We start from the raw sequence: 25,891 nt of genomic DNA, 5'->3' as shown, positions 1-25,891 counted from the left end.
GTGAGCCCCCAACTCCGCCTGCGCTTCGCCCCCGGCGCGGATGGCCGCACCCGCCTGACCCAGCGCCTCGCCACCTACCCGTACGCGATCACCGCGCCCCATGCCCGCACCGGGGCGCTGGCGCGGCTCACGCTGCAATCCATCTCCGGTGGCATCCATGGCGGCGAAACGCTGGCGCAGCACATCACCCTCGCCCCCGGTGCGCGCGCGCATCTGCTGCAGCCCGCCGCCACCGCCGTGCGCCGCCAGGGCGATGCCGCCCCCGCCCGCCAAAGCATCCGGCTGGAGATCGGCGCCGATGCCAGCCTGATCTATGAAACCCGGCCGCTGATCATGCTCCCCGGCGCGGCGCTGATTCAGGCATGGGACATCACCCTCGCCCAAGGTGCCAAGCTGCTGCTGGCGGACGGCTTCCTCACCCACAACCCGCAAGGCGGCGCGGCGGACTGGCAGCTCACCACCAGCCTGCGCGCCCGCAGCGCCGAGGGCCGCCTGCTCGCCGCCGAGCATATGGCCCCGCGCGCCAGCCCGCTGGCCTGCGCCAAGCTCTGGGGCTTCGGGATCGATCTCTCTGGCCTGAAGCTGCCGCCAGGTGCCGGCCGCAGCACACTGGCGCATGGGGCCGGCCACGTCATCGCGCTGGCCGGCGCGCCGGCCGGGCCGCTTTGCGCCGCGCTGGAGGTGCTGGTCGGGCAAGTGACGGCGGAGTTGAGGGCTTTTTGAAAAAAGCCCCACCTCCCAAAAACTTTCATCAATTTTACAGCTTGGAGCCAGCACGGCGCGGCTACATACGGACTATGCGCTTTGCCTTGGTTCTTGTTTGTATCGCCGCCCCCGCCTCTGCTTTGCCGGTCTGCAAGCCGAACCAGCTCTCGCTCGGTTTCGACGCCGAAAACGGCAATTTCGACGGCATGTCCCATTCCGGCACCTTGCTGGTGCTCCGCAATCTCGGCCCCGCCCCCTGCCAGCTGCCAGCCTTCCCGACCCTTGCCCTGGAAACCGCCAAGGGCGAGGCGCTGCCGCTCCAGCCCACCCGCCAGGGCAGCGCCGCGCCAGTCCGCTTGGCCGCCGGGGCGGAGGCGACAGCCGGGCTGCGCTGGGTCTCCTCGCCGGTCTATTCGCATAATCGCTGTCTGAAGCCGGCACAGCTGCGCCTCTCCTGGTCGGGCGGAAGCTTGCGCCAGGCCTTCACCGGCACGCTCTGCGGCCCCGGCAACGCGCCCGCCCGCCTCACCCAGCCGCCGCTGGCGCTGGACCCGCCGCCACCCGCCTAAATCATGGGCCGCAAGGCGATCCGCTTGCCCGCCCCGGCGATACTGGCAATCCGCCCGCCTTCCGCCCCGGAGAGCATCACCATGTCGCCCTCCGCCATCAGATCCGCCGCATCGGCAAAAAACCCGGGCTTGCCAGCCTCCGCCAGATTGTCGTTCCCGGCCTTGTAGTGCCAGAGCGTGAAGCCGTTCGCATAAGCCAGCACCGAGAGGTTGCGCAGCGTGAATGACATTGGATTTTCCTTTCGCCTTACCTGAGGTTGAGTTACGAAAGGTTTATATTCCTACACACAGAACATAACAAGAACAAAATAGGTTTTCGTCACATTTTTTTCGTGAAAATTCCGACAAAATTCCTATTTTCTCTTTCCGCTCGTTACGAACGCGCGTAAATCTCTGATCTTAAAAGATTGACCAGGCTCCCATGCGGCATGATGACATCTGGCGGGCGATCGACACTTTGGCGGCGGAGCGCGGGCTCTCCCCCTCCGCCCTGGCGCGCCAGGCCGGGCTCGACGCAACCAGCTTCAACCCCTCCAAGCGCCGCACCGCGGACGGCAAGCTGCGCTGGCCCTCCACCGAGAGTATCGCCAAGATCCTGGACGCCACCGGCGCCAAGCTGGAGCATTTCTCCGCTCTGGTGAACGGCGCGCGCGCCATCCCGGAGGCACGCGCCAAAGGCCGCTCGCGCCTGCCGCTGATCGGCATGGCGCAAGCGGGCGCGGAAGGGTTTTTCGATGATGGCGGCTATCCCGCCGGGGCCGGCTGGGATGAGGTGGAACTCCCCACCGTCGCCGATGTGCACGCCTACGCGCTCAGCATCAGCGGCGAGTCGATGCTGCCGGTCTACCGGCCGGGCGATACCATCATCGTCTCCCCGGCCGCTCCCGTGCGCCAGGGCGACCGCGTGGTGGTCCGCACCCAGGATGAGGCGGTGATGGCGAAGCTGCTTCTGCGCCGCACCGCGGGGCAGATCGAGCTGGGCTCGCTCAATCCGGATTACCCGGACCTGCGTTTTTCCGCGCGCGCGGTTTTATGGATGCACCGGATCGTCTGGGCCAGCCAGTAGGCTCAGGCCGGGTCGATTTCAAAAGCCCTCAGCGCCAGTCATCGTCGTCCCCGCCCCACCAGCCGCCGACGACAACCGGCGCCGGCGCCACGGCCACCGGCGGCGCGGCGTAATACCCGGAACTGTAATACCCGTCGGACGGATAATAGACGCAGCCGGCAAGCGCCGCCCCCGCCAGCATCACCAGCGCCGTACGCCGCACCACGGCCGCGAACGACCGACCATTGAACTCTGCCATTGTTAAATCCTCGCCATATATTCAGACGTGTTTTCAACTTGGACGAAGGCTGTGACGAATTTGCGTCGCGATTGCGGCGGCCTTCACATAGTTGTGTAAGACAATGCAACGCGGCGCTGAATTTCGTGACATGTCCCTCTTGTTTTTATTCTGCACTGGATTATGCACGCGGCTGTAACCATAACCCCTCAGGGATTTACAAACATGGCTTCTCTGTCTTCCAAGTTCTCTCGCACCCTGGCGTTCGCCTCCGCCCTGACCCTGGCCGTGTCCGGCACCGCCTTCGCGCAGACCGCGCCGGCGACCTCCGCCCCGGCTGCGTCCGCCCCGGCCGCGACCATGTCCGCCCCGGCCGCTTCCGCCCACAAGGCGAAGAAGTCCACCCACAAGAAAGTGGTCTCCAAGAAGAAGATGAAGGCCAAGAAGGCCTCCACCACCACCAAGTCCTAATCGACTTGCCCGTCTAGGCGGGGCCTGCAAGGATGCGGCATGGATGATCCATTGCCGCATCTTTCAAAAGCCGACCCCCGCCTGGGCGATCTTATAAAGCGGCTCGGCAAGCTGCCACGGGTCAAGCCCGAACATAAAGAGCTCTATCACGCGCTCTTCTCCGCCATCGCGCATCAGCAGCTCCACGCCAAGGCGGCACAATCCATTCTCGGTCGGCTCCGTTCCGCCTGCGGCGAAACCCTCCCCGATTCCGCAACGCTGCTCGCCCTTCCTGACTCCACGCTGCGCGCCTGCGGATTCTCTGGCTCCAAGGTCGCCGCCCTGCGCGATGTCGCCGCCAAGGCCGCCGACGGCACCATCCCCTCCCGCCGCGCCGCGAAAACCCTCACCGATGAAGAGCTGATCGCGCGCCTCATCACCATTCGCGGCGTCGGCCGCTGGACGGTGGAGATGATTCTCATTTTCACCCTGGAGCGGCCTGACATTTTTCCCGTCGATGATTTCGGCGTGCGCGAAGGCTACCGCATCCTGCACGGGCTGGAGGCACAGCCGAAACCGAAAGCCTTCATCGAAATCGGCAAGGCCTACGCACCGCACCGCACGCTGGCGGCGCGCTATCTCTGGCGCGCGGCGGATGAGCTGAAGAAGCCGGGGACGATTCTGTCCAAGGCCTGAAAAACAGAGCGGGGTTTTGGCAAGCACGTGCCAAAACCCCGAACATTTTGCAGCCTTTTTGAAAAAAGGCTGCACCCAAAAACTTTTATCACTTATCCCAATTGCGTCGCGACATCGCCGCGCCGCCATCGGGATGGGTTTACTTTGGCAGGTGCTTGGCGATGTAGGGCGGCAGCCAGAAGCTCGCCACATGCACTTGCGGGCTCCAATATTCGCTCTTGCCGGCAATATCCCCGGCCGCCTCGGCGCGCTTGGCAATCTCGTCCACGCTCACCTCGGTCTGCGCCGGATTCTTGCCCGCCCAGCCCAGCGTCATATAGCCGCCAACATAGGTCGGCACCGCCGCCACATAAGCCGAGACAAACGGGAAGAATTTCTTGCGCCGCACCGAGGTCTCATACAGCTCATCCGCCTGCATGAAAGGCACGCCGCACTGATTCACAATCAGCCCGTCATCGCGCAAAATCCGCGCCGCGTTCTCATAGAATTCGTCAGTGAACAGAACTTCACCCACGCCGATCGGATCGGTCGAGTCCACAATGATCACATCGAAAGAGCCCGTCGGCGCCTTCTTCACATAATCAATGCCGTCGCCGACAATCACCTGCCCGCGCGGGTTGGTCCACGCATCGCCGCCAATGCCCGGCAGGAACTCCTTGGAAAGGCGAATCACCTCCCCATCAATCTCCGCCATCACCGCGCGCTCAACGCCCTTGTGCATCAGCACATGCTTCAGCACACCGCCATCACCCGCGCCGATAATCAGCACGTCCTTGGCATTCCCATGCGCCAGCAACGGCACATGCGTCAGCATCTCCTGATACACGAACTCATCGCGCTCAGTGATCTGAATCACGCCATCCAGCGTCAAAACCCGGCCATGACTCGTGGTCTCGAAAACCCCGATATCCTGAAACTCACTCTTCACCCGTGCCAACTCACGCACAGTCTTAAAGCGCTGCCCCCAATCCGGATACAACGTCTCATTCAACCAGGTCTCGGCCATCAAAGCGCTCCTTGTTCGTGTCAGTACCCAAGGGGGGCGCCGCCCCCCTTGACCCTCTGCTGGGGCCTGAGGCCCCAGACCCCCGCTACTGAGCGTACCGGGAGGGAGGGGTCACTCGCCCGCAAAGGACCAGGATTTCAAGCATAGCACTGGGAGGGCGAGTGCCCCCTCCCTCCCGGTACGCTTAACTAATGGGGGTTTGGGGCCTCAGGCCCCAACGGGGGTCCAGGGGGCAAAGCCCCCTGGGATCCTTACGCGATCAAGCCGCGCTTTTGCTCGTTGATCTGGATGTGCGACGGCGTGAAGGCTTCCTTGAGGAAGGGGATCAGCTTGTAGGGGTCGCAGCAGCCGCACATGAACACGTCCAGAGCGGCGAAGTTACGTTCCGGCCAGCTATGGATGGAGATGTGGCTTTCGGCCAGCACGACGACGCCGGAGACGCCGCCATTCGGCTCGAAATGGTGGAAATGGTGGTGCAGGATGGTGGCGCCGGCGGCGCGCGCGCCGTCGCACAGCGTCTGGTCGATCAGCTGCGGGCTATCCAGGTTGGAAGCGCCCCACAGATCGATGATCAGGTGCATGCCGGCGTACTTCACGCCGTCTTTTTCGACGTAATAGTCCTTCTGTGCCTCGTCGGAGACCGTGGAAATCATCTGGTTTTCGCTCGGAGACTCCGAGACCATCCCCAGTTGGGCAAGTGCGTTCATTGCGAACCCCCTAACTAGTAGACAGCCTGTAGAACATGACACCGCGTCATGCCCCCCTGGGCCAGTGGGGGCGGCTTATGAGGCCATCCCCCCCTGGATGCAAGTGATATTTTGCCCCCAGCCCCCAAAAAATTCACCCCCTGCCCCGCGTTGGCGGAGCAGGGGGTTTTCGTGAAAGACGCAAGCAGGAAACAAAGAAGTTTCCGTTACTCCGCCGCCTCCTGATAGGCCTCCAGCGGCGCGCAGGAGCAGACCAGGTTGCGGTCGCCATAGACGTTATCCACCCGCTTCACCGGCGGCCAGTATTTCTGCGCCGCCACGTAGGGCAGCGGGAAGGCGGCCACCTGCCGGGAATAGCCATGCGCCCAGTCTTCCGCCATCACTTCAGAGGCGGTATGCGGGGCGTTCTTCAGCGGGTTGTCATCCTTCGGCCAGGTGCCGGAGGCGATCAGCGCGATCTCCCCGGCGATGCTCAGCATCGCGTCGCAGAACCGGTCCAGCTCCGCCTTGTCCTCGCTTTCGGTCGGCTCGATCATCAACGTCCCGGCGACGGGCCAGGACATGGTCGGCGCGTGGAAGCCGTAATCGGCCAGGCGCTTGGCGATATCCTCCACCTGCACGCCGGAGGTGGCGGCAAAGCCACGGCAATCGACGATGCATTCATGCGCGACGCGCCCCTGCTCGCCCCGATACAGAATCGGGTAAGCCTGGGAGAGGCGCGTGGCGATGTAATTGGCGTTCAGGATCGCCGCGCGCGTCGCCTGGGTGATGCCCTCGGGCCCCATCAGCCGGATATAAGCGTAGGGGATGGGCAGGATCAGCGCCGAGCCGAACGGTGCCGCGCAAACCGGCCCGAAGCCCGTTTCCGGCCCCGCATCCGCGCGCAGCGGATGGGTGGGCAGATGCGGCGCCAGATGTGCCGCCACCCCAATCGGCCCCACGCCGGGCCCGCCGCCGCCATGCGGGATGCAGAAGGTCTTGTGCAAATTGAGATGGCACACATCAGCGCCGATATTGGCCGGGCTGGTCAGCCCCACCTGCGCGTTCATGTTGGCGCCATCCATATAGACCTGCCCGCCCACCTCATGCACCGCCTGCACGATGTCGCGGATCGCGGTTTCGAACACGCCATGGGTGCTGGGATAGGTGATCATCAGCGCCGCGATGCGCGGGCCGTAGGCGGCAATCTTCGCCTGCATATCGGCCAGTTCGACATTGCCCTGCTTGTCGCAGGCGGTCACCACGACCTTATAGCCCGCCATCGTCGCGGAGGCCGGGTTGGTGCCGTGCGCCGAGGCCGGGATCAGGCAGATATCCCGCGCCCCCTCACCACGCGCCTCATGATAGGCGCGAATCGCGAGCAGCCCGGCATATTCGCCCTGCGCCCCGGAATTGGGCTGCAGCGACACCGCCGCGAAGCCCGTCACCTCGCACAGCAACGCCGCCAGCTCATCGATGAGCTGCTTGAAGCCCAGCGTCTGCGCGGCCGGCGCGAAAGGATGCAGGCTGGCGAATTCCGGCCAGGTGATCGCCGCCATCTCCACCGCGGCGTTCAGTTTCATCGTGCAGGAGCCAAGCGGGATCATCGAGCGGTTGAGGGCGACATCCTTATCCTCCAGCCGCTTCAGATAACGCAGCATGGCGTGCTCGGAATGATGCGCGCTGAACACCTCCTCAGTGCAGAACCGGCTCTTGCGCTCCAGCTCTGCCGGAATCGAGACCGCCGCCTCCCCCAGCGTGCCGCCGAACAGCCCGGCCAGCGCCTCCAGCGCAGAGCGGGTAACGGTTTCATCCAGCGCGATGCCGATGCCGGTTGCATCGATGCGGCGCAGATTGAACCCGGCCGCCTCGGCCTTCTCCATCAGCGCCTGCGCCTGCGCGCCGGCCTCGATCGCCAGCGTGTCGAAATACGCCGTGTGGCGCAGCGAGAAGCCAGCCTTGGCCACCACATCCGCCAGCAGCCGCGCCTGCAGGTTGACCCGCCGCGCAATCGCCTTCAACCCCTCCGGCCCATGCCAGGCGGCATAGAACCCGGCCATCACCGCCAGCAGCACCTGGGCGGTGCAGATATTGCTGGTCGCTTTCTCGCGGCGGATATGCTGCTCGCGTGTCTGCAAGGCCAGGCGCATCGCCGGCCGGCCGGCGGCATCCACCGAAACCCCCACCAGCCGCCCCGGCATGGCGCGCTTGAACGCGTCGCGGGTGGCGAAATAGCCGGCATGCGGACCGCCAAAGCCCATCGGCACGCCAAAGCGCTGGGCGGAGCCGACGGTGATATCCGCCCCCATCTCGCCCGGCGGGGTCAGCAGCGTCAGCGCCAGCAGATCAGCGCAGACGATGCTCATCGCCCCGGCAGCCTTCGCGGCGGCAATCTCGGCGGAATGGTCGCGCACCTCACCCGTGGAGCCCGGATAGTTCAGCACCAGCGCAAACGGCTTGGCCGCGCTGATCGCCGCCACATCCCCCGGTGCCACATCCGCAATCTCCCAGCCCAGCGGCCAGGCGCGGGTGGCGATCACGGCGCGGGTCTGCGGATGCACATCCTTCGCCACCGCGATCACGTTGCTGCCGGCCTTGTGCAAGAAGAAGGCCATCGCCACGCCCTCGGCGGCGGCGGTGGCCTCGTCCAGCAGCGAGGCATTGGCGATATCCAGCCCGGTCAGCGAGGCGATCATGGTCTGGAAGTTCAAAATCGCTTCCAGCCGCCCCTGGCTGATCTCCGCCTGATAGGGCGTATAGGCCGTGTACCAGCCCGGATTCTCCAGCACATTGCGCTGGATCACCGGCGGGGTGACGGTGCCGTGATAGCCCATGCCGATCAGCGAATGCTTCACCACATTGCGGCTGGCGATCTGGCGCAGCCGCTCCAGCAGCGCCGCCTCATCCTCGGCGGCGGGCAGCGCCAGCGCGGCATTGGTGCGGATGCTCTCCGGAATCGTCTGGGCGATCAGCCCTTCCAGGCTCGGCGCGCCGACGGCCTTCAGCATCGCGGCAATCTGCGCCTCGTTGGGGCCGATATGCCGGCCCACGAAACTATCCGGCCGCTCCAGCGCGGCCAGTTCGGTCAATGCGTTCACGAAAGCGTCCCCAGAAATTCGTCATAGCCGGCGCGGTCCATCAGCTCGGTCAGCGCCGCCGGATCCTGCAGGCGCAGCTTGAAGAACCAGCCCTCGCCCTCGGCGGCGCTGTTCACCTTCGCCGGCTCATCGACGATGCTCTGATTAACCTCCGCCACCGTGCCGGAGAGCGGCGCATACACGTCGGAGGCCGCCTTCACGCTCTCCACCACCGCGCAGGCCTCGCCCTTGCCGACCGAGCGCCCCGGCTCCGGCAGCTCGACGAACACGATATCGCCCAGCGCCGCCTGGGCGTGGTCGGTGATGCCGATCGTGGCCAGCCCATCCGCCCCGACGGCGACCCACTCATGATCCTTGGAATAGAAAATCTGCGACATGAGCCTTACCTTTCAGCGGACATAGTTATGAGGAACGAAGGGCAGGTCCGTGACCTGCCCGGGAAGCGGCTTGTCACGCACGATCAGATCGAGCGCGGTGCCGGTTTCAGCCGCATCGGCGCGGACATAGCCGAGCGCGATCGGGGCATTCAGTGTGGGGGAAAACACCCCGGAGGTGACATGGCCGAGGCTCTGCCCGTCCTTGCCCCGGATCTCGGCCCCGGCACGGGCGGGCGCGCGGCCCTCCAGCCTTATGCCGACCAGACGCCGCGCCGGCCCCTTGGCCTGCACCGCCGCCAGCGCGGCGGCACCCAGGAAATCCGCATGCTCCAGCCGCTTCTTCGAGAGCGCGAAGCCGAGCCCGGCGGAAACCGGGTCGGTCGTCTCATCGATATCATTGCCATAGAGCGGCAGCCCGGCTTCCAGCCGCAGCGAATCCCGCGCCCCGAGCCCCGCCAGCACCGCGCCGCGCGCCAGCAGCTTTTCCGCCAGCGCCTCGCCGTTCTCGCCGGCACAGCCAATCTCGAATCCGTCCTCGCCGGTATAGCCGGAGCGGGTGACGATGCAGTCGATCCCCTCGACCACCAGCGCCGCCACATCCATGAATTTCAGCCCGGCCGCCTCGGGCAGCACATCCTTGGCTTTCGGGCCCTGCAGGGCGAGCAGCGCGCGGTCGAACCTGGTATGGACATCGAGTCCATTGCCACGCAGATGCGCCACATCCGCCGCCTTGCGCCCGGCATTCAGCACCAGCTGGATATGCGCGCCGAGATTGGCCATCATCAGATCATCGAGAATGCCACCCGCCTCATTCAGCAGCAGCGTGTAACGCTGCCGCCCCGGCTTCAGCCCGGCGACATCACCTGGCACGAAGCGGGCCAGCCCGGCCACGTCGGCAATCTCCGCCTGCCCCATATGCGAAACATCGAACAAGGCCGCGCCGGTGCGGCAGGCCATATGTTCGGCGATGATACCCTGATATTGCAACGGCATATCATAGCCGGCGAATTCCACCATGCGCGCGCCGCGCCGGCGATGCAAAGCGTCCAAAGGAGTCTGGGCCAAAAGAAAAATCCCCCAAAAGTCAGTTCACCCGGCGCGCGGCGCGCCCCGGAAAATCTGACCCCCCTCTGTCCTGTGACCTGAGAGATTCGGGTGGTGAAACCCTTGACCCCGTCGGTGCGGCGGGGGCTCCCGCCGGCTTTCCAGAGTGTCCTTCCCCGCAAAACGGCGACCGGTCCGCAGCCCTTTTGCCTGAGCGGTTCCGGGGGCCGGTTGCGCCTTCGGCGGCGGGGCAAGCCCCGCTCTCTCCTGCGTCCGCGTAAGGACGCTTCCCTTTTGCCCGAGGGTACGTATTTTGCAAAGCTGAATCTGCCCCTTACGCGCAAAAACCAGATCGAGGCCCCGCATGCTAGACGCCAACCAGACCGCCCCCGCCCTCGCGGTGGAGAACATCCATAAATCCTTCGGATCGGTGGAGGTGCTCAAGGGCGTGTCCCTGTCGGCGCGCGACCAGGATGTGATCGCCATTCTCGGCTCTTCCGGCTCGGGCAAGAGCACCTTCCTGCGCTGCATCAACATGTTGGAAATGCCCGACCAGGGCAGTGTCGCGATCAAGGGCGAGACCATCGCGATGACCCAGGGCAAGGGCGGCCGCGCCTGTGCCGACCCGAAACAGCTGGAGCGGCTGCGCGCCCGGCTCTCCATGGTGTTCCAGCAATTCAATCTCTGGGGCCATATGAACGTGCTGCAGAACGTCATGGAAGCGCCGGTGCATGTGCTCAAGCAGGACAAGAAGACCGCCCGCGCCAAGGCCGAGGCGATGCTGGAGAAGGTCGGGCTCTCCGCCAAGCTGGACGCCTTCCCCGCCCAGCTCTCCGGCGGCCAGCAGCAGCGCGTCGCCATCGCCCGGGCGCTGGCGATGGAGCCGGACGTGCTGCTGTTCGATGAGCCGACCTCGGCTTTGGACCCGGAGCTGGTCGGCGAGGTGCTGAAAGTGATGCGCGATTTGGCCAAGGAAGGCCGCACCATGCTCGTCGTCACCCATGAGATGGGCTTCGCGCGCGAGGTCGCGAGCCGGGTGATGTTCCTGCATAAGGGCCAGACCGAGGAGGAAGGCGCGCCACACGAGATGTTCGCCGCGCCCAAGACCGAGCGCTTCCGGCAATTTCTGTCGAGCACATTGAAACATTGATAGAATTGATGGGATTGCGCGAAGCCCCTGCCTCTCCCACATGAGAATTCCATAACGGCCGGATCTCGCTTGCTCCCTATGCTCTCCATCAAATCTCCGCCCTCTTCCCAAGCGCAGGCCGCCGTTTTGCTTGTGGAAGACGAGCCGGTGATCCGGCTGCTGCTGGCGGAAGCGCTGCGCAATGAGGGCCTGCGCGTGATCGAGGCGAGCAACGCCGACGATGCCTGGACCTATCTGCAAGCCGGCGGCGATGCGGATCTGGTGTTTTCGGATATCACCATGCCGGGCTCGATCAACGGGCTGGAGCTGATGCGCCGCATCGCCACCGCCTATCCGGAACTCAAACGCATCATCACCTCCGCCAATCCGGGCCGGGAGAATGTTTCGGCGCTGGGCCTGTTCCTGGCCAAGCCCTACCGGCTGGAGACGGCGGCGAAGGCGACATTGGACCTGCTGGGACGGGAGGCGAAATGAGCGAGACGGAAGAGCTGTTACGGGTTCTGCTGGTGGAACCCGATGTGCTGGTGCGCCATACGGTGGCGGAATATCTGCGCGAATGCGGCTATCACGTCGCCGAGGCGGCCGGGCTGGAGGAGGCGCGGCATCTGCTGGAGTCCGGCAAGGTGCACGTGGATGTGCTGTTCTCCCGTGGCGAGGTCGGCTTTGCCGCGGCGCGCCTGGCCCGCGAGGCCTTCCCGGATCTCGACGTGGTGCTGAGCGCCGGCCTGGCCAGCACCGCCGCCAAAGCGCATGATCTGTGCGAGATGGGGCCGGAAGAAAACCCGCCTTACGATCATCAATATCTGCTGGAGCAGATCAAGCGGCTCACCGCCCGGCGGCACGGCCAGTAAGCGCGTTCGCGCTGAAAAGCTGATGCGCCCGGCAGCCGGCTTTACCGTGCCGGGGCGTTGTTAAATCAAGCTTTGCCTCCCTATCTTAGGGGTAGAGCAACACGACCCTGACTGGAATCATTCAGGGACGTAAAGTTGCTCGTCGAAACAAAGAGCTAGAGCGCGCCGACCGTTTACGGTCAGCCTGAAAGCGCTCTAGGTTGCATTACCTTCGATTCAGGGACGAGCATGGCAGACGACCCGTATAAAATTCTCGGTGTGAAGAAAGAGGCCAGCGCGGACGAAATCCGTTCCGCCTATCGCAAGCTGGCGAAGAAGCACCATCCGGATCTCAACCCCGGCAACAAGGCGGCGGAGGAGACCTTCAAATCCATCTCCGGCGCCTATGACCTGCTCAGCGACGCCGAGAAGCGCGGCAAATATGATCGCGGCGAGATCGACGCCTCGGGGGCCGAGCGTCCCCAGGCGCAGAGCTGGCGCCAATATGCCGAGGCCGGGCCGGGCGAGCGCTACGCCTATTCCGGTGCCGGCGGTGGCGCGGATTTCGAGGATCTGTTCGGCAACATCTTCAACCAGCGCCCGCGCGGCCCGGCCAAGGGGCGGGATCGGCAATATAGCCTGGAGGTTGGCTTCCTGGAGGCGGTAAGCGGCGCCACAAGGCGCATCACCTTGCCCGATGGCGGCACGCTGGATGTGAAAATTCCCCCCGGCACCGAGGAAGGGGATATTCTGCGCCTGCGTGGCAAGGGCGATCCCGGCGCCAAAGGCGGGCCGGATGGCGATGCGCTGATCGAAATCCATGTCGCGCCGCATAAATTCTACCGCCGCATGGGCCGCAACATTCATATGGAAGTGCCGGTCTCGATGAAGGAGGCGGTGCTGGGGGCGAAGATCACCCTGCCCACCCCGGCCGGCGATGTGGCGATGACGATCCGCCCCGGCACCGAGAGCGGCACCGAGATGCGGCTGCGCGGGCGCGGCGTGCCGGCGCATGGCAAGCACGAGGCGGGGGATCTGCATGTGAAGCTGAACGTGGTCATCGGCCCGGCCGATGCGGCGTTGAAGACATTCCTGGAAAGCTGGGAGCAGCCCGGCTTCAACCCAAGGGAGGGGCTGAAATGATGGATTTCGAGTCTCTGCATATTTCCGGGCTGGACGAGGCGGAGCTGGGCGGCTGGATCGACGCCGCCTGGGTCCGCGCGCGCGGCGCGCAGGGGGCATGGCAGTTCGAGGCGGTGGATGTGGCACGGATCAGGCTGATCCAGACGCTGCGCCATGATCTGGAGATTGGCGAGGCGGCGATGCCGGTGGTGCTGTCGCTGCTGGACCAGCTCTACGAGTTGCGGCGCAACGCGGCGAAGCTGAACGCGGCGCTGGCGAGCCTGCCACCGGAGGCGCGCGAGGCGATTCTGGATAAACTAAATAAATAAAAGTTTTTGGTGTCGCTTTTTTCAAAAAGCGACAAAAACGTTCGGGCGTTGACTACGTCGTCGTCAAAACCCCAAACGTTTCTCTTTGGATTTTGGCGGCCCGATTCAGACTACGCGGCTGCGCCGCTCCGTCATCGGGACGCCAAAAACTTTTTACACCGAAAAATACTTCGCGTGGCTGTTCAACACCACAATCGCGCTGGTGCTCTGTTCCGGATGCAGCTGATGCTCATCCGACAGCGAAATCCCAATCCGCTCCGCCCCCAGCAGCCGCAACAGCTGCTCCTGGTCCTCCAGCTTCGGGCAGGCCGGGTAGCCGAAGCTGTAGCGCGAGCCGCGATAGCCCTGCCCCAGCATCTTCTCCATCTCCCGGTCATCCTCCGCCGCGAAGCCCAGCTCGGCGCGGATGCGCTTATGGGTGTATTCCGCCAGCGCCTCCGCCATCTCCACCGAAACGCCGTGCAAATAGAGGTAATCCTGGTAGCGATTGCCCTCGAACCATTCCCGCGCCACCTCGGACGCCTTCTGCCCCATGGTCACCGCCTGCAGCCCGATCACGCCGCGCCCATCCTCCACGTCCGGGAAGAAATCCGCGATGCATTCGCCATCCTGCCTGGGCTGGCGCGGCAGCGCGAAGCGGGCAACTTCGGCGGTGCCGTCCTCATCGAACAGGATCAGATCATTCCCCTGCCCCGCCGCCTTCCAATAGCCATACACGGCCTGCGGGTGCAGGATGCGCTCCGCCTCGCAGAGATCGAGCATGCGCTTCATCACCGGCCGCAGCTCCTGGCGCGCCCAGCCCATGAAATCCTCCAGGCTCTTGCCCTGCTTGCGAAAGCCCCATTGGAACTGGAAGAGTGAGCGCTCATTCAGGAACGGCACCACCGCCTTCGGCGCGGCCTCCAAAACCTTCGCCCCCCAGAAGGGCGGCACCACATCCGGCTGGTCCGCGTTCAAACGCCGGCGGCGGGCCTGCACCTCCTTCACATCCACCGGCGCGAAGGCGCTCGCCTCCGCCTGGCCCAGCGTGCGCTTGGTGTTGCGGGCCTTGCCGGCGCGCTTGGCCTGGATCGCGGCGAGGTAATCGTCGAAATCATTCCCCGTCACCTTGTCCATCAGATGCAGCCCGTCGAACGCATCCCGCGCATAGGCGACACGGCCGGAGGCGTAGGAAGCGGCGCAATCCTCCTCGACATAATTGCGGGTCAGCGCCGCCCCGCCCAGCATCACCGGAATATCCAGCCCCTGGCGGGACATCTCTTCCAGATTCTCGCGCATCACCACGGTGGATTTCACCAGCAGGCCGGACATGCCGATGGCGTGGGCTTTGTGTTCCTTCGCCGCCGCCACCATCTCCGCCAGCGGCACCTTGATGCCGAGATTGACGACCTTGTAGCCGTTATTGGTGAGGATGATGTCGACCAGGTTCTTGCCGATGTCATGCACATCGCCCTTCACCGTGGCGAGCACGATGATGCCGCGCTCCTCACCCTCGACGCGCTCCATCATCGGCTCCAGATAAGCCACCGCCGCCTTCATCGTCTCGGCCGATTGCAGCACGAAGGGCAGCTGCATCTTGCCCGCCCCGAACAGCTCGCCCACCACCTTCATCCCATCCAGCAGGATGTTGTTGATGATCTCCAGCGGCTTGTGGGTTTTCAGCGCCTCGTCCAGATCCTCGGTCAGCCCCTTGCGGTCGCCATCGACGATGCGGTCCTTCAGCCGCCCTTCCGGGGTTTCGGCGCGCTTCTTCTTGGTGGCGTCCGCCGCCTTGCGGTCCGCGAACATCTCCAGCAGCTTCTGCAACGGGTCATAGCCTTCTTCGCGGCGGTCGAAGATCAGATCCTCGCACACCTTCACCTCCGCCGGGTCGATCAGATGCAGCGGCCGGATCTTGGAGACATGCACGATCGCCCCGGTCATGCCGGCCTTCACCGCATGGTCCAGGAACACCGAATTCAGCACCGCCCGCGCGGCGGGGTTGAGGCCGAAGGAGATGTTGGAGAGGCCGAGAATGATCTGGATGTCGGGGAATTTATCCCGGATCAGCTTGATGCCTTCCAGCGTCCATTGCCCCAGCTTGCGGTCATCCTCATTGCCGGTGGCGATGGTGAAGGTCAGCGGGTCGATCATCAGATCGGATTGCGGCAGCCCGTACTGGTCGCAGGCAAAGGCCACCAGCCGCTCGGCGATGCGCAGCTTGTCGGCCGGCTCCTTGGCCATGCCGACCTCATCGATGGTCAGCGCGATCATCGCCGCGCCAAACTTCTTCGCGAGCTTCAGGCGCTCATGCGCATGGCCCTCGCCATCCTCGAAATTGATCGAGTTGATGATCGGCTTGCCGCCATGCAGCTTCAGCGCCGCCTCGATCACCGGCGTCTCGGTGGAATCGATCACCAAAGGCGCGTTCACCGAGGAGGTGAAGCGGGTGATCACCTGGTTCATCTCGGCGATCTCGTCACGCCCGACGAAGGCGGTGCAGATATCCAGCGCGTTGGAGGCTTCCGCCACCTGCTCGCGGCCCATGGCGACACAGCCATCCCAGTCGCCGCTTTCCTGCAGCTCGCGCCATTTCTTCGAGCCATTGGCGTTGCAGCGCTCGCCGATGGAGAAATAAGCGTTCTCCTGGCGCAGCGGCACCGCGCCATAAAGGCTGGCGACGGACGGCACCCAGTGGAATTTGCGCGCGATTGGCGCCGGGCGCGGATTGCCCAGCTTCCTCAGCATCCCGTCCAGCGCCTGGATATGCGGGATCGAGGTGCCGCAGCACCCGCCGATCAGGTTCACCCCGTCCTCGACCACGAAACGTTCCACCCAGCTCGCCATCTCGGCACCGCCCAGCGGGTAATGGGTCTGGCCATCCACCAGCTCGGGCAGGCCGGCATTCGGCTGCACGGAAATCTTGCCGGGCCAGTTCTGGGAGAGATAGCGCACATGCTCGGCCATCTCCTGCGGGCCGGTGGCGCAGTTCAGCCCCATCAACGGCACATCCAGCGCGTGGATCACGGTGGCCGCGGCGGCGATGTCCGGCCCCACCAGCAGCGTGCCGGTGGTCTCCACCGTCACCTGCACGAAAATCGGCGTATCCTTGCCGGCCTCACGAATGGCGCGCTTGGCCCCATTCACCGCCGCCTTGATCTGCAGCGTGTCCTGGCAGGTCTCGATCAGCAGCGCATCCACCCCGCCGGCCAGCAGCCCGACGCATTGGGCGTAGAGCGCCTCCTCCAGCGGGTCATAGGCGATATTGCCCAGGCTCGGCAGCTTGGTCCCCGGCCCGATCGAGCCGACCACCCAGCGCTGCCGGCCATCGGCGAAGCTCTCCGCCGCCTCGCGCGCCAGCTCGCCGGCAATTTTGTTGATCTCGAAGGCGCGGTCCTGCAGCTCGAACTCCGCCAGCGTGATCGGCGAGCCACCGAAGGAATTGGTCTGCACCATGTCCGAGCCGGCCTCGAAATAGCCGCGATGGATCTCGCGCACGAGATCCGGCCGGGACAGGTTCAGCACTTCCGTACAGTTTTCCTTGTCCCAGAAATCTTTCTCGATATCGAGGGTCAGCGCCTGCACGCGCGAGCCCATGCCGCCATCGCAGAGCAGAACGTTACGGGAGAGGGCTTCGAGCAGATGTGGACGCTTTGACATGCTTGCCAAATAGCCCCCCGCACCCCCATTTCCAAGTCATGGAAAAGGATGGCCGCATTCCGGTTTATATAGGGGGCACGCCCGGCCCGCTTGACGCGGTGCTGGTGGAGGATGGCCACGCCATGCCGCCGGCCGGCCATGCCATGCGTTTCACCGCCCCGCGCTTTGGCCACCAGCCCGGCTGCTTCTGCTGCACGGCGCGCGGCCCGGCGGCGAATGCCTTCTCCGCCCTGTACCGGGACCGGGCGATGGGGGCGGCACCTTATTTCGAGCGTGTGGTGATTCTGGCCTCGTTGCAGGGGGAGGCGGATATCAAGGCGGCGCTGGAGCAGGATGCGGTGACGAAAGCGCGGTTTCGGCTGGGATGAGACAAAAGCCCGGACGCCCCGCGAGGGGGCGGTCCGGGCTTTTGTCTGAAGGGGGATTTTTGCAAAAATCCCCCTTCAACCCCTAAAAACTTTTACGCCGTGTGGAAGCCGCCCGCCAGCCAGATGATCAGCAGCACGATGATGATCAGCCCCAGCACCCCGCCCGACCCGCGGCCGCCATAAGAGCGATGCGCATAATACCCGCCACCGCCGCCAAACAGCAGCACCAGCAGAATGATGATCAGAATCAAACCCATGATAAACCTCCGATAATGAAGCCAAGCTGAACAGGACATGGTGCGCGCCGCGCCGGGGCCGCATGAGACGTTCATGAAATCCCCGAAACCCCACCCAAGCCCCGGAAAAAGCTGGGCTGCCCTTCGGCTGGCGAATTGTCCGGCGCGCCGGTTGGGTCTAAGAGCCGGGGCGCAAAGTATTTATCAGCGCTTGGAGAGGGAAAAATGGCCGAAGCTTTCGACGTTATCGTGATCGGGTCCGGGCCGGGCGGCTATGTCTGCGCCATTCGCGCGGCGCAGCTCGGCTTCAAGGTGGCCTGCGTCGAGAAGCGCGCCACGCTGGGCGGCACCTGCCTGAATATCGGCTGCATCCCCTCCAAGGCGCTGCTGCAATCCTCCGAAAATTTCCACGAGGCGGCGCATGGCTTCGCCGATCACGGCATCCAGATCGAAGGCATCAAGCTCGATCTCGCCCGCATGCAGGCCCGCAAGGGCGAGGTGGTGAGCGCCAACACCAAGGGCATCGAGTTCCTGTTCAAGAAGAACAAGGTCACCTGGATCAAGGGTGCTGCCAAGTTCACCGCCAAGAACGAGATCGAGGTCGAGGGGAAGGGCTATACCGCCAAGCATATCGTCATCGCCACCGGCTCCGATTCCACCCCGCTGAAGGGCGTCGAGGTCGATGAGAAGCGCATCGTCACCTCCACCGGCGCGCTGGAGCTGGACAAGGTGCCGGGCCATCTGGTCGTCATCGGCGGCGGCGTGATCGGGCTGGAGATGGGCTCGGTCTGGCGCCGTCTGGGTGCGGAAGTCACCGTCATCGAGTTCCTGGAAAAGATCACGCCCACCATGGATGGCGAGATCTCCAAGAGCTTCCAGCAGATCCTGACCAAGCAGGGCTTCAAGTTCGAGCTGGGCCAGAAGGTCACCTCCGCCAAGGTCGAGGGCGAAAAAGTCACCCTCAGCGTCGAGCCGGCCAAGGGCGGCGAGGCCAAGACCATCACCGCCGACGTGGTGCTGCTGGCCATCGGCCGCTACGCCTACACCGCCGGGCTGAACCTGGAAGCCGCCGGGGTTGAGACCGACGAGCGCGGCCGCGTGAAGATCGGCAAGCATTTCGAAACCAACGTCCCGGGCGTGTACGCGATCGGCGACGTCGTCGCCGGCGCGATGCTGGCCCACAAGGCCGAGGAAGAGGGTGTGGCTTTGGCCGAGATCCTGGCCGGCCAGCATGGCCATGTGAATTACGGCGCCATCCCGAGCGTCGTCTATACGTGGCCGGAAGTCGCCTCCGTTGGGCAAACCGAGGAAGAGCTGAAAGCCGCCGGCGTGGCCTATAAGGTCGGCAAATTCCCGTTCATGGCCAATGGCCGCGCCCGCGCCATGGGCGCCACCGAGGGCTTCGTGAAGCTGCTGGCCGACAAGACCACCGACCAGCTGCTCGGCGCCCATATCATCGGGCCGGATGCGGGCGGGCTGATCGCCGAATGCACCATGGGCATCGAATTCGGCGCCTCCGCCGAGGACGTGGCCCGCACCTGCCACGCCCACCCGACCCTGGCCGAAGTGGTGAAGGAAGCCGCCCTGGCCGTGGACGGCCGGCCGATCCATATCTGATCGCGCCATGATCCGTCTCGGCGTCAATATCGATCATGTCGCCACGTTGCGGAACGCGCGTGGCGGCAACCATCCCGATCCGCTGACGGTGGCCAAGGCGCTGGTCGGCTCGGGCATGGATGGCATCACCATCCATCTGCGCGAGGACCGGCGCCATATCCGCGATGCCGATGCCGAGGCGATCTGCGCCTGGGCCGGCAAGCCGGTGAATTTCGAGATGGCGGCGACGAACGAGATGGTCGCCATCGCCACCCGGCTGAAGCCGCATGGCTGCTGCATCGTGCCCGAGCGCCGGGCCGAGATCACCACCGAGGGCGGGCTGGACGTGTTCAATCAGCGCGAGGCGCTGCGCCCCGCCATCGCCCGGCTGAAGGATGCGGGCATCCGCGTCTCTTTGTTCGTGGACCCGGACGAGGCGCAGATCCACGCCGCCGCCGAGGTTGGCGCACAGGTGGTGGAGCTGCATACCGGCGCCTATGCCAATGGCAAATTGGGCGAGCTGGACCGGCTGCGCGAGGCGGCGACGCTGACCACCAAGGCCGGGCTGGAATGCCATGCAGGCCATGGGCTGACCTTCGCCAATGTCTCGCCCGTCGCCGCCCTGCCGGAAGTGACCGAGCTCAATATCGGCCATTTCCTGATGGGTGAGGCATTGCTGATCGGCCTGCCGGCGGCGATCGCCGAAATGAAGCGGCTGATGATCGAAGCCCGCATTAAATAAAAGTTTTTTGGGGCGGCTTTTTTACAAAAAAGCCGCGAAAACGTTGGGGGCGGTGGCGGTTGCGCCGTCAACACCCCAAACATTTCTTGGCCCTTTTTGAAAAAAGGGCCAAACCCCCAAAAACTTTTGCAACCTTGGCGTCGGGGCGTTGCAATCTCCGCAGGTTTGCATTCGGACGCGGGGGCAACACATTAACTTCATGACCGCGAATAAAGAAATCGTCGCCGGGGATATCGGCGGCACCAATGCGCGCTTCTGTCTGGCGCGGATCGAACAAGGCCGGGTGGTGGCGTTGGGTGAAACCGTGCAGATCCAGACCCGCGATGTCGGCGGCTTCGCCGAAGCCTGGTCGATCTTCGCCCGCGAAACCGGCAGGCCCCTGCCGCGCGAGGCCGCCATCGCCATCGCCTGCCCGGTGCAGGGCGAGGTGCTGAAACTCACCAACACCCATTGGAGCATCCGCCCGGCGGCGCTGAAAGCCAAGCTCGGGCTGGAGCGGCTGGACTTCATCAATGATTTCGGCGCCGTCGGCCATAGCCTGTCGCAGCTGCAGGAGCCTGATTACGTGCATCTCGCCGGCCCGCCCGGCCCGTTGCCGGCCCAGGGGATAATCACCATCGTCGGCCCTGGCACCGGGCTGGGCGTCGCCCAGGTGCTGCGCACCGCCACCCATACCCATGTGCTGGAATGCGAAGGCGGCCATATCAGCTTCGCACCCTTGGACGAGTTCGAGGACGAGCTGCTGGCCAGGCTGCGCGCCCGGCACGGGCGGGTCTCCGCCGAACGCGTCGTCTCCGGCCCGGGCCTGCGCGCCATAGATGAAACCCTGGCCGCCGCCCGCAACCTGCCCGCCCATCCGGGTCCGGACGCCGCCCTTTGGCAAAGCGGCATCGATGGGGTAGATGAAATCGCCATGGAGGCGATTTCACGCTTCGGCGCGGCGCTGGGCGCGGTCGCCGGAGACTATGCGCTGGCCCATGGCGCCAGCGCGGTTGTAATCGCTGGTGGAATTATTCCGAGGCTGCTACATATTCTGCCCAGAACAGGCTTTGTGCATCGTTTCTTGGATAAGGGGCGCTTTCAACCTCTAATGGCACGGATTCCGGTCAAGCTGATCGTGCACGCCTGCCCCGGTTTGCTGGGAGCCGCCTCCACCGCCGCCTAAATGCCGCACCACAGAGTTGTTCAATGATTTGTGATGCAACGTAAGAGTTGTTTTTTTTAAGTGAATGATGCTAACTGACCTAACCTGATAAGATAATTGTATCAATTTTTCTACAAACAGGATACGCAGTCATGGATATCGGCATTGGCGGCAAAAGCCCATTCACTTGCGAGACGATGCATAATCCAGGCTTCATGATCCGACGTCTGCACCAGATCTACGTTGCCTTGTTCGCCGACGAGACGATGGGGCTGGAGATCACCCCGGTGCAGCTCAGCGTGCTGCGCGCGATTTCCAAGCAGGCCGGGCGGGACCAGTCCGCCATCGCCGAGGAAATCGGGGTCGATCGCGCCACCTTGGCCAGCGTTGCCGCGCGGCTGGAAAGCGGCGGGTTGATCCGCCGGGCGATCAGCCGGCGCGACCAGCGCCAGAAGCTGCTGCACCTCACCGCCAAGGGCAAGGCCGCCCTCACCCGCATGCAGGCCCCGATGGCGCGCGCCAATGAACGCATTCTGGCCCCTTTGGACGAGGCGGAGCAGGAATTATTCCTCTCGCTGCTGGCCAATCTGGTCGATGGCGGCAATGAACATGCCCGCGCCAAGCTGAAGCTGCAATTCGGCAGGGATTTGAGTTCCGGGCCAAGCTAAAAAAACCTTCACCCGCGCCCCGATGTATCCGGCTCTGTCCGCGCTTAAGTGAGGCGGCTAACACGCATCGCCGGAGGGGCTGTGGCTGAAGACAATCAATTGCAGCATCTCGACGATGGCGAGCTGCGTCTGGCCGAACGCCATTCCGTGCCGGATGCGTTTCTCATCCATGAAATCATCCGCCACGAGGGCGAGGAAGAACTGGCCCGCAAACCCGGCGCGTTGGCCCTCTCGGGCCTGGCGGCCGGGCTCTCGATGGGGTTTTCCTTCCTCACCCAGGCGCTGCTCACCGCCGGCCTGCCGGACACACCCTGGCGGCATACCCTGGCCAGCTTCGGCTATGCGGTGGGCTTCATCATCGTGGTCCTCGCCCGCCAGCAGCTTTTCACCGAAAGCACCCTCACCGCCATCCTGCCGCTGATCACCAGGCGCGACCGCGCGACGCTGCTGGGCGTGCTCAAGCTCTGGGGGGTGGTGCTCACCGCCAATATCGCCGGCACCTGGATTTTCGCCGTGCTGGTGCACGCGCCGGGGCTGTTTCCACCCGCCGTCACCCCGGCCTTGCAGGAGATGGCGCGGGCGGCGATCCATCCGGGCTTCGCTGGCACCTTCGTGCGCGCCTTCTTCGCCGGCTGGCTGATCGCGTTGATGGTCTGGATTCTGCCCAGCGCCTCCACCTCGCGCCCGCTGATCGTGCTGCTGATCACCTATGTGGTGGCGCTCGCTCAGCTCTCCCACATCATCGCCGGCTCAGCCGAGGCCGCTTATGGCGTGCTCGCCGGCAGCGCCACGCTCTATGACTACGCGGCGCATTTCTTTGCCCCCACCATTCTGGGCAACATCACCGGCGGGATCGTGATGGTCTCGGTGCTCAATCACGGCGCCATCAAGCCGGAGATCGAGGAGCGTCTGGGCGAGGGCGAGCGCCAGGAGCGGCGCAACGCCAATCTCAGGGCGACTTCGCGGGCGGGCAAGCCGAAGGCGGGACGCTGAGGCTGGTCAGCTTGCCGCTCATCACGAAATCCCCGAAATCCAGCACCAGCCCGGTTGCCACACCGTTTTCGTAATAGCGCATCGAGGTCCGGAAATCCGGCGTCTCATCCTGGTTCTTGCGCTCGAAAAAGCCGATATCGACATCGGTGCTGGCGAATTTATCCAGATCCGGCCAGGGCGCCTTCTCCGCCCCATGGTGGCCGAGCACGGTAATAAAGGTGGCCTGGGCGCCATCGGGCGAGGTGCCATCGAACAGCAAGGGCGAGATGAATTGCTTGCCCGCCCGCCCGGCCGCCAGCAGCGCCTCGGTATGCTGCATCGGGAACAAGGTGCCCGGCGGCAATTTCACCTCTTTCTTGGTCGGCGCGGTATAATCGATCACGCCGCTGTCATCCGGCCCGGTATGGGTAGCGGTGCCGGCGCTGTCGATCTTCTCCTTGCCGTCATTATCGCTCTCGCGCAGGGTGAAGCTCAGGGTTTTGCCGTCCTTGCTCTCCCAGGTAATGTAGTCGCTCACCGATTTGGTCAGCGAGCCATCAACATTGCGGATGATCAGCGTCATATGCTGCGTCGTCGCCCAGCCGGTGCAGCCATCCACCACGTTGAAATTCATCTGCCCGGTGGCGCCGGTGATGTCATGGGTGCGCAGCTTGGAGAGGCTCAGCTTATAAACGGCGTGCTGGCCGGTAAGCTGGCTGGCGAGATCAGGGGCGGCGGCCAGAGATGGCAGCGGGGCCAGGGCGGCCAGCAGGGCGAGGGCGGAGAGCTTCATGGCGTGCAGGATACAAGTGCGGCGCGCGCCGTCAAACCTTGCGCGCCCGCCCCCTGCCCTTGCGCATCGCCGGATCATAGCCGCCACCGCCCGGCCCCAGCGGCACCGGGCCCTTCGGCTTGGCCGGCGCCCGGCTGGAGAGCGGCGGCGGTTCCAGCCCCAGCATCAGCGCCTCCAGCCGCTTCACCTCATCGCGCAGCCGCGCCGCCTCCTCGAATTCCAGATCCGCGGCCGCGGCGCGCATCCGGGTTTCCAAGGCAGCGATGGAGCTGGCCAGATCCTTGCCGACAAACTCGTCCGCCTTCACATCCTTCACCGGCGCCACGGTGACGTAATCCTGCTCGAACACCGAATGGATCACCTCGCCGATATTCTTGCGCACCGATTGCGGGGTGATGCCATGCGCCTCATTCCAGGCCATCTGCTTGGCCCGCCGCCGCTCGGTCTCGTCGATCGCCTGTTTCAGCGAGCGGGTCATGGTGTCGGCATAGAGAATGACCCGGCCATCGACATTGCGCGCCGCCCGGCCGATGGTCTGCACCAGCGAGGTGACGGAGCGCAGGAAGCCTTCCTTGTCCGCATCCAGAATCGCCACCAGCATACATTCCGGAATATCCAGCCCCTCGCGCAGCAGATTGATGCCGATCAGAACATCATAGGCGCCAAGCCGAAGATCGCGGATGATCTCGATGCGCTCCAGCGTATCCACATCCGAATGCAGATAGCGCACCCGCACACCCTGCTCGGTGAGATATTCGGTGAGATCCTCGGCCATGCGCTTGGTCAGCGTCGTCACCAGCACCCGCCCGCCCTGCTTGGTGACAAGCCTGATTTCGCCCAGCAGATCGTCCACCTGATGCTCGACCGGGCGGATTTCGGTGACCGGATCGACCAGCCCGGTCGGGCGGATCACCTGTTCGGCGAACACGCCCTGGGTGCGCTCCATCTCCCACGGGCCGGGGGTGGCGGAGATGAACAAGGATTGCGGGCGGAAACGCTCCCACTCCTCGAATTTCAGCGGCCGGTTATCGATGCAGCTCGGCAGCCGGAAGCCATATTCGGAGAGGGTGAATTTGCGCGCATAATCGCCTTTATACATGCCGCCGATCTGCGGCACCGTCACATGGCTCTCATCGACAAACAGCAAGGCGTTCTCAGGCAGATATTCAAACAAGGTCGGCGGCGGCTCGCCGGCATTGCGCCCCGAGAGATAGCGGGAATAATTCTCGATGCCCTTGCAGGCGCCGGTGGTTTCCATCATCTCGATATCGAAGGTGGTGCGCTGCTGCAGCCGCTCCGCTTCCAGCAGCTTGCCCTCGGCGGTGAATTTCGCCAGCTGCTCCTTCAGCTCGATCTTGATCTTGGCAATCGCCTGGTTCAGCGTCGGGCGCGGCGTCACGTAATGCGAATTCGCATAGACCGAGATATTTTCCAGCGCCGCGCTCTGCTCGCCGGTCAGCGGATCGAATTCCGAAATCTTCTCGATCTCATCGCCAAACAACGTCACCCGCCAGGCGCGGTCCTCATATTGGGAGGGGAAAATATCCACCGTCTCGCCGCGCACCCTAAAGGAACCACGGGCAAAGGCCATGTCATTGCGGCGATATTGCAGATCCACCAGCGCCTTCACCAGCGTATCACGGTCGATCCGCCCGCCGGTCTCCAGCCGCACCACCATCTTCGAGTAGGTTTCGACCGAGCCGATACCATAGATGCAGGAAACGGAGGCGACGATGATGACATCCCCGCGCTCCAGCAACGCCTGGGTGGCGGCGTGGCGCATGCGGTCGATCGTCTCGTTGATCGCGCTGTCTTTCTCGATGTAGGTGTCCGAGCGCGGCACATAGGCTTCGGGCTGGTAGTAATCGTAATAGGAGACGAAATATTCCACCGCGTTATCGGGGAAGAAGCTCTTCATCTCAGCATAAAGCTGGGCCGCCAGCGTCTTGTTCGGGGCCAGCACCAGAGCCGGGCGCTGCGCCGCCTCGATCACCTTGGCCATGGTGAAGGTCTTGCCGGAGCCGGTCACCCCCAGCAGCACCTGGTCACGCTCCTGCGCGCCCAGCCCCTCGACGAGCTGGGCGATGGCGGTGGGCTGATCGCCGGCGGGCTGGTAGTCTGAGACCACGCGCAACGGCTTCTGCAGCGGCCGGGGCGCCTGTTTTTGCGGAATGAAGGTCAGGGACATGTGGGCAATATGGCCCCTGGCTCAGCCTTGGAAAAGCCCGGACCTGAAGTCGCAAAAGTTTTTGGGGTGTGGCCCTTTTTTAAAAAAGGGCCACAAAACGTTTGGGGTGGTGACGATGGCGCTGCACACGCCCCGGCCTCTTCGCCGCTTTTTTGAAAAAAAGCGGCACCAAAAAACTTTTGGTTAATTTGAGCGGCCCG

The 25,891-nt window shown here is 64.3% G+C and carries 27 protein-coding genes and 2 riboswitches; of the genes, 16 read left to right on the top strand and 11 right to left on the bottom strand.

Annotated elements, in window-relative coordinates; genetic code table 11:
• Nucleotides 1-723: an urease accessory protein UreD gene (locus tag T331_RS19125; RefSeq protein ID WP_051622245.1), complete on the top strand. Its 723-nt coding sequence runs from the start codon at nucleotides 1-3 to the stop codon at nucleotides 721-723.
• A 74-nt stretch (nucleotides 724-797) separates the two neighbouring features.
• Nucleotides 798-1,274, top strand: coding sequence for a DUF4232 domain-containing protein (locus T331_RS0107410; protein ID WP_026439558.1), 477 nt, complete (start codon nucleotides 798-800; stop codon nucleotides 1,272-1,274).
• Here the strand turns inward: T331_RS0107410 and T331_RS0107405 are convergent.
• The gene (locus tag T331_RS0107405; RefSeq protein ID WP_008493323.1) at nucleotides 1,271-1,504 is read right to left on the bottom strand and encodes a hypothetical protein; all 234 of its coding nucleotides are present in this window, start codon (nucleotides 1,502-1,504) and stop codon (nucleotides 1,271-1,273) included. The two genes, T331_RS0107410 and T331_RS0107405, sit on opposite strands and share 4 nt — an antisense overlap.
• A 191-nt stretch (nucleotides 1,505-1,695) precedes the next feature.
• Between T331_RS0107405 and T331_RS0107400 the strand changes: the two genes are divergently transcribed.
• A complete protein-coding gene (locus T331_RS0107400; RefSeq protein WP_026439557.1) occupies nucleotides 1,696-2,340 on the top strand; it encodes a S24 family peptidase in 645 nt (214 codons plus the stop codon).
• A 28-nt stretch (nucleotides 2,341-2,368) separates the two neighbouring features.
• Here T331_RS0107400 and T331_RS17720 read toward each other — a convergent pair whose 3' ends face one another.
• The gene (locus T331_RS17720) at nucleotides 2,369-2,578 is read right to left on the bottom strand and encodes a hypothetical protein (protein WP_008493325.1); all 210 of its coding nucleotides are present in this window, start codon (nucleotides 2,576-2,578) and stop codon (nucleotides 2,369-2,371) included.
• Between the two features lie 204 nt (nucleotides 2,579-2,782).
• Between T331_RS17720 and T331_RS17715 the strand changes: the two genes are divergently transcribed.
• Both T331_RS17715 and T331_RS0107385 read left to right on the top strand, forming a co-directional pair.
• The gene (locus T331_RS17715; protein ID WP_035179503.1) at nucleotides 2,783-3,028 is read left to right on the top strand and encodes a hypothetical protein; all 246 of its coding nucleotides are present in this window, start codon (nucleotides 2,783-2,785) and stop codon (nucleotides 3,026-3,028) included.
• 39 nt (nucleotides 3,029-3,067) lie between these two features.
• Nucleotides 3,068-3,703, top strand: a complete 636-nt coding sequence (locus tag T331_RS0107385; RefSeq protein WP_026439556.1) for a DNA-3-methyladenine glycosylase family protein — start codon at nucleotides 3,068-3,070, stop codon at nucleotides 3,701-3,703.
• 139 nt (nucleotides 3,704-3,842) lie between these two features.
• Here the strand turns inward: T331_RS0107385 and speE are convergent, their stop codons facing one another.
• The 5 genes from speE to gcvT form a co-directional block, all read right to left on the bottom strand.
• A complete protein-coding gene (speE, locus tag T331_RS0107380) occupies nucleotides 3,843-4,709 on the bottom strand; it encodes a polyamine aminopropyltransferase (RefSeq protein WP_026439555.1) in 867 nt (288 codons plus the stop codon).
• 251 nt (nucleotides 4,710-4,960) lie between these two features.
• Nucleotides 4,961-5,416: an adenosylmethionine decarboxylase gene (gene speD, locus T331_RS0107375; protein ID WP_008493330.1), complete on the bottom strand. Its 456-nt coding sequence runs from the start codon at nucleotides 5,414-5,416 to the stop codon at nucleotides 4,961-4,963.
• A gap of 206 nt (nucleotides 5,417-5,622) precedes the next feature.
• A complete protein-coding gene (gene gcvP, locus T331_RS0107370; RefSeq protein WP_026439554.1) occupies nucleotides 5,623-8,493 on the bottom strand; it encodes an aminomethyl-transferring glycine dehydrogenase in 2,871 nt (956 codons plus the stop codon).
• The gene (gene gcvH, locus T331_RS0107365; protein ID WP_008493332.1) at nucleotides 8,490-8,870 is read right to left on the bottom strand and encodes a glycine cleavage system protein GcvH; all 381 of its coding nucleotides are present in this window, start codon (nucleotides 8,868-8,870) and stop codon (nucleotides 8,490-8,492) included. Before gcvH ends, gcvP begins: the two co-directional genes overlap by 4 nt.
• Nucleotides 8,871-8,882: 12 nt before the next feature.
• The gene (gcvT, locus tag T331_RS0107360; RefSeq protein ID WP_081822157.1) at nucleotides 8,883-9,920 is read right to left on the bottom strand and encodes a glycine cleavage system aminomethyltransferase GcvT; all 1,038 of its coding nucleotides are present in this window, start codon (nucleotides 9,918-9,920) and stop codon (nucleotides 8,883-8,885) included.
• A gap of 70 nt (nucleotides 9,921-9,990) precedes the next feature.
• Nucleotides 9,991-10,089: riboswitch (glycine riboswitch) on the bottom strand.
• A 13-nt stretch (nucleotides 10,090-10,102) separates the two neighbouring features.
• A riboswitch (glycine riboswitch) is annotated at nucleotides 10,103-10,194 on the bottom strand.
• A gap of 84 nt (nucleotides 10,195-10,278) precedes the next feature.
• Between gcvT and T331_RS0107355 the strand changes: the two genes are divergently transcribed.
• From T331_RS0107355 to T331_RS0107335, 5 genes are all read left to right on the top strand, one after another.
• Entirely contained in the window at nucleotides 10,279-11,064 is a 786-nt protein-coding gene (locus tag T331_RS0107355; protein WP_008493334.1) for an ABC transporter ATP-binding protein, read from the top strand.
• A 132-nt stretch (nucleotides 11,065-11,196) separates the two neighbouring features.
• A complete protein-coding gene (locus T331_RS17710) occupies nucleotides 11,197-11,538 on the top strand; it encodes a response regulator (RefSeq protein ID WP_205619739.1) in 342 nt (113 codons plus the stop codon).
• Entirely contained in the window at nucleotides 11,535-11,915 is a 381-nt protein-coding gene (locus T331_RS0107345) for a response regulator (protein ID WP_026439552.1), read from the top strand. Before T331_RS17710 ends, T331_RS0107345 begins: the two co-directional genes overlap by 4 nt.
• 228 nt (nucleotides 11,916-12,143) lie before the next feature.
• Nucleotides 12,144-13,037, top strand: a complete 894-nt coding sequence (locus T331_RS0107340; protein ID WP_026439551.1) for a DnaJ C-terminal domain-containing protein — start codon at nucleotides 12,144-12,146, stop codon at nucleotides 13,035-13,037.
• A complete protein-coding gene (locus T331_RS0107335; protein ID WP_162173888.1) occupies nucleotides 13,037-13,345 on the top strand; it encodes a chaperone modulator CbpM in 309 nt (102 codons plus the stop codon). The genes T331_RS0107340 and T331_RS0107335 overlap by 1 nt, the downstream gene beginning before the upstream one ends.
• A 153-nt stretch (nucleotides 13,346-13,498) precedes the next feature.
• On the opposite strand, the gene metH is transcribed toward T331_RS0107335, so the two are convergent.
• A complete protein-coding gene (gene metH, locus T331_RS0107330) occupies nucleotides 13,499-16,984 on the bottom strand; it encodes a methionine synthase (RefSeq protein WP_026439549.1) in 3,486 nt (1,161 codons plus the stop codon).
• 38 nt (nucleotides 16,985-17,022) lie between these two features.
• On the opposite strand from metH, the gene T331_RS17705 reads away from it, so the two are divergent.
• A complete protein-coding gene (locus tag T331_RS17705) occupies nucleotides 17,023-17,352 on the top strand; it encodes a P-loop NTPase family protein (protein WP_051622243.1) in 330 nt (109 codons plus the stop codon).
• A gap of 92 nt (nucleotides 17,353-17,444) precedes the next feature.
• Here T331_RS17705 and T331_RS19435 read toward each other — a convergent pair whose 3' ends face one another.
• Nucleotides 17,445-17,609 (bottom strand): DUF3309 family protein, encoded by a 165-nt coding sequence (locus T331_RS19435; RefSeq protein ID WP_008493342.1) that lies wholly within the window; start codon nucleotides 17,607-17,609, stop codon nucleotides 17,445-17,447.
• A gap of 204 nt (nucleotides 17,610-17,813) precedes the next feature.
• Here T331_RS19435 and lpdA point away from each other — a divergent pair, with 204 nt between their 5' ends.
• From lpdA to T331_RS17695, 5 genes are all read left to right on the top strand, one after another.
• A complete protein-coding gene (gene lpdA, locus T331_RS0107315) occupies nucleotides 17,814-19,205 on the top strand; it encodes a dihydrolipoyl dehydrogenase (RefSeq protein WP_008493343.1) in 1,392 nt (463 codons plus the stop codon).
• Nucleotides 19,206-19,212: 7 nt separating this feature from the next.
• Nucleotides 19,213-19,926, top strand: a complete 714-nt coding sequence (locus T331_RS0107310; protein WP_035179498.1) for a pyridoxine 5'-phosphate synthase — start codon at nucleotides 19,213-19,215, stop codon at nucleotides 19,924-19,926.
• A gap of 199 nt (nucleotides 19,927-20,125) precedes the next feature.
• Complete coding sequence (gene glk / locus T331_RS0107305; protein WP_026439547.1) at nucleotides 20,126-21,091, top strand: glucokinase; 966 nt, start codon at nucleotides 20,126-20,128, stop codon at nucleotides 21,089-21,091.
• A gap of 131 nt (nucleotides 21,092-21,222) precedes the next feature.
• Entirely contained in the window at nucleotides 21,223-21,738 is a 516-nt protein-coding gene (locus T331_RS17700; protein ID WP_051622242.1) for a MarR family winged helix-turn-helix transcriptional regulator, read from the top strand.
• 81 nt (nucleotides 21,739-21,819) lie between these two features.
• Nucleotides 21,820-22,731, top strand: coding sequence for a formate/nitrite transporter family protein (locus T331_RS17695; RefSeq protein ID WP_211248689.1), 912 nt, complete (start codon nucleotides 21,820-21,822; stop codon nucleotides 22,729-22,731).
• On the opposite strand, the gene T331_RS17690 is transcribed toward T331_RS17695, so the two are convergent.
• Nucleotides 22,688-23,503, bottom strand: coding sequence for an EipB family protein (locus T331_RS17690; RefSeq protein ID WP_008493352.1), 816 nt, complete (start codon nucleotides 23,501-23,503; stop codon nucleotides 22,688-22,690). The two genes, T331_RS17695 and T331_RS17690, sit on opposite strands and share 44 nt — an antisense overlap.
• 31 nt (nucleotides 23,504-23,534) lie before the next feature.
• Nucleotides 23,535-25,691 (bottom strand): excinuclease ABC subunit UvrB, encoded by a 2,157-nt coding sequence (gene uvrB / locus T331_RS0107285; protein WP_026439546.1) that lies wholly within the window; start codon nucleotides 25,689-25,691, stop codon nucleotides 23,535-23,537.
• Between the last annotated feature and the right edge of the window lie 200 nt (nucleotides 25,692-25,891).

The organism is Acidocella facilis ATCC 35904 (assembly GCF_000687875.1).
Lineage (GTDB): Bacteria > Pseudomonadota > Alphaproteobacteria > Acetobacterales > Acetobacteraceae > Acidocella > Acidocella facilis.
This window is presented reverse-complemented; position numbering and strand designations above follow the sequence as displayed.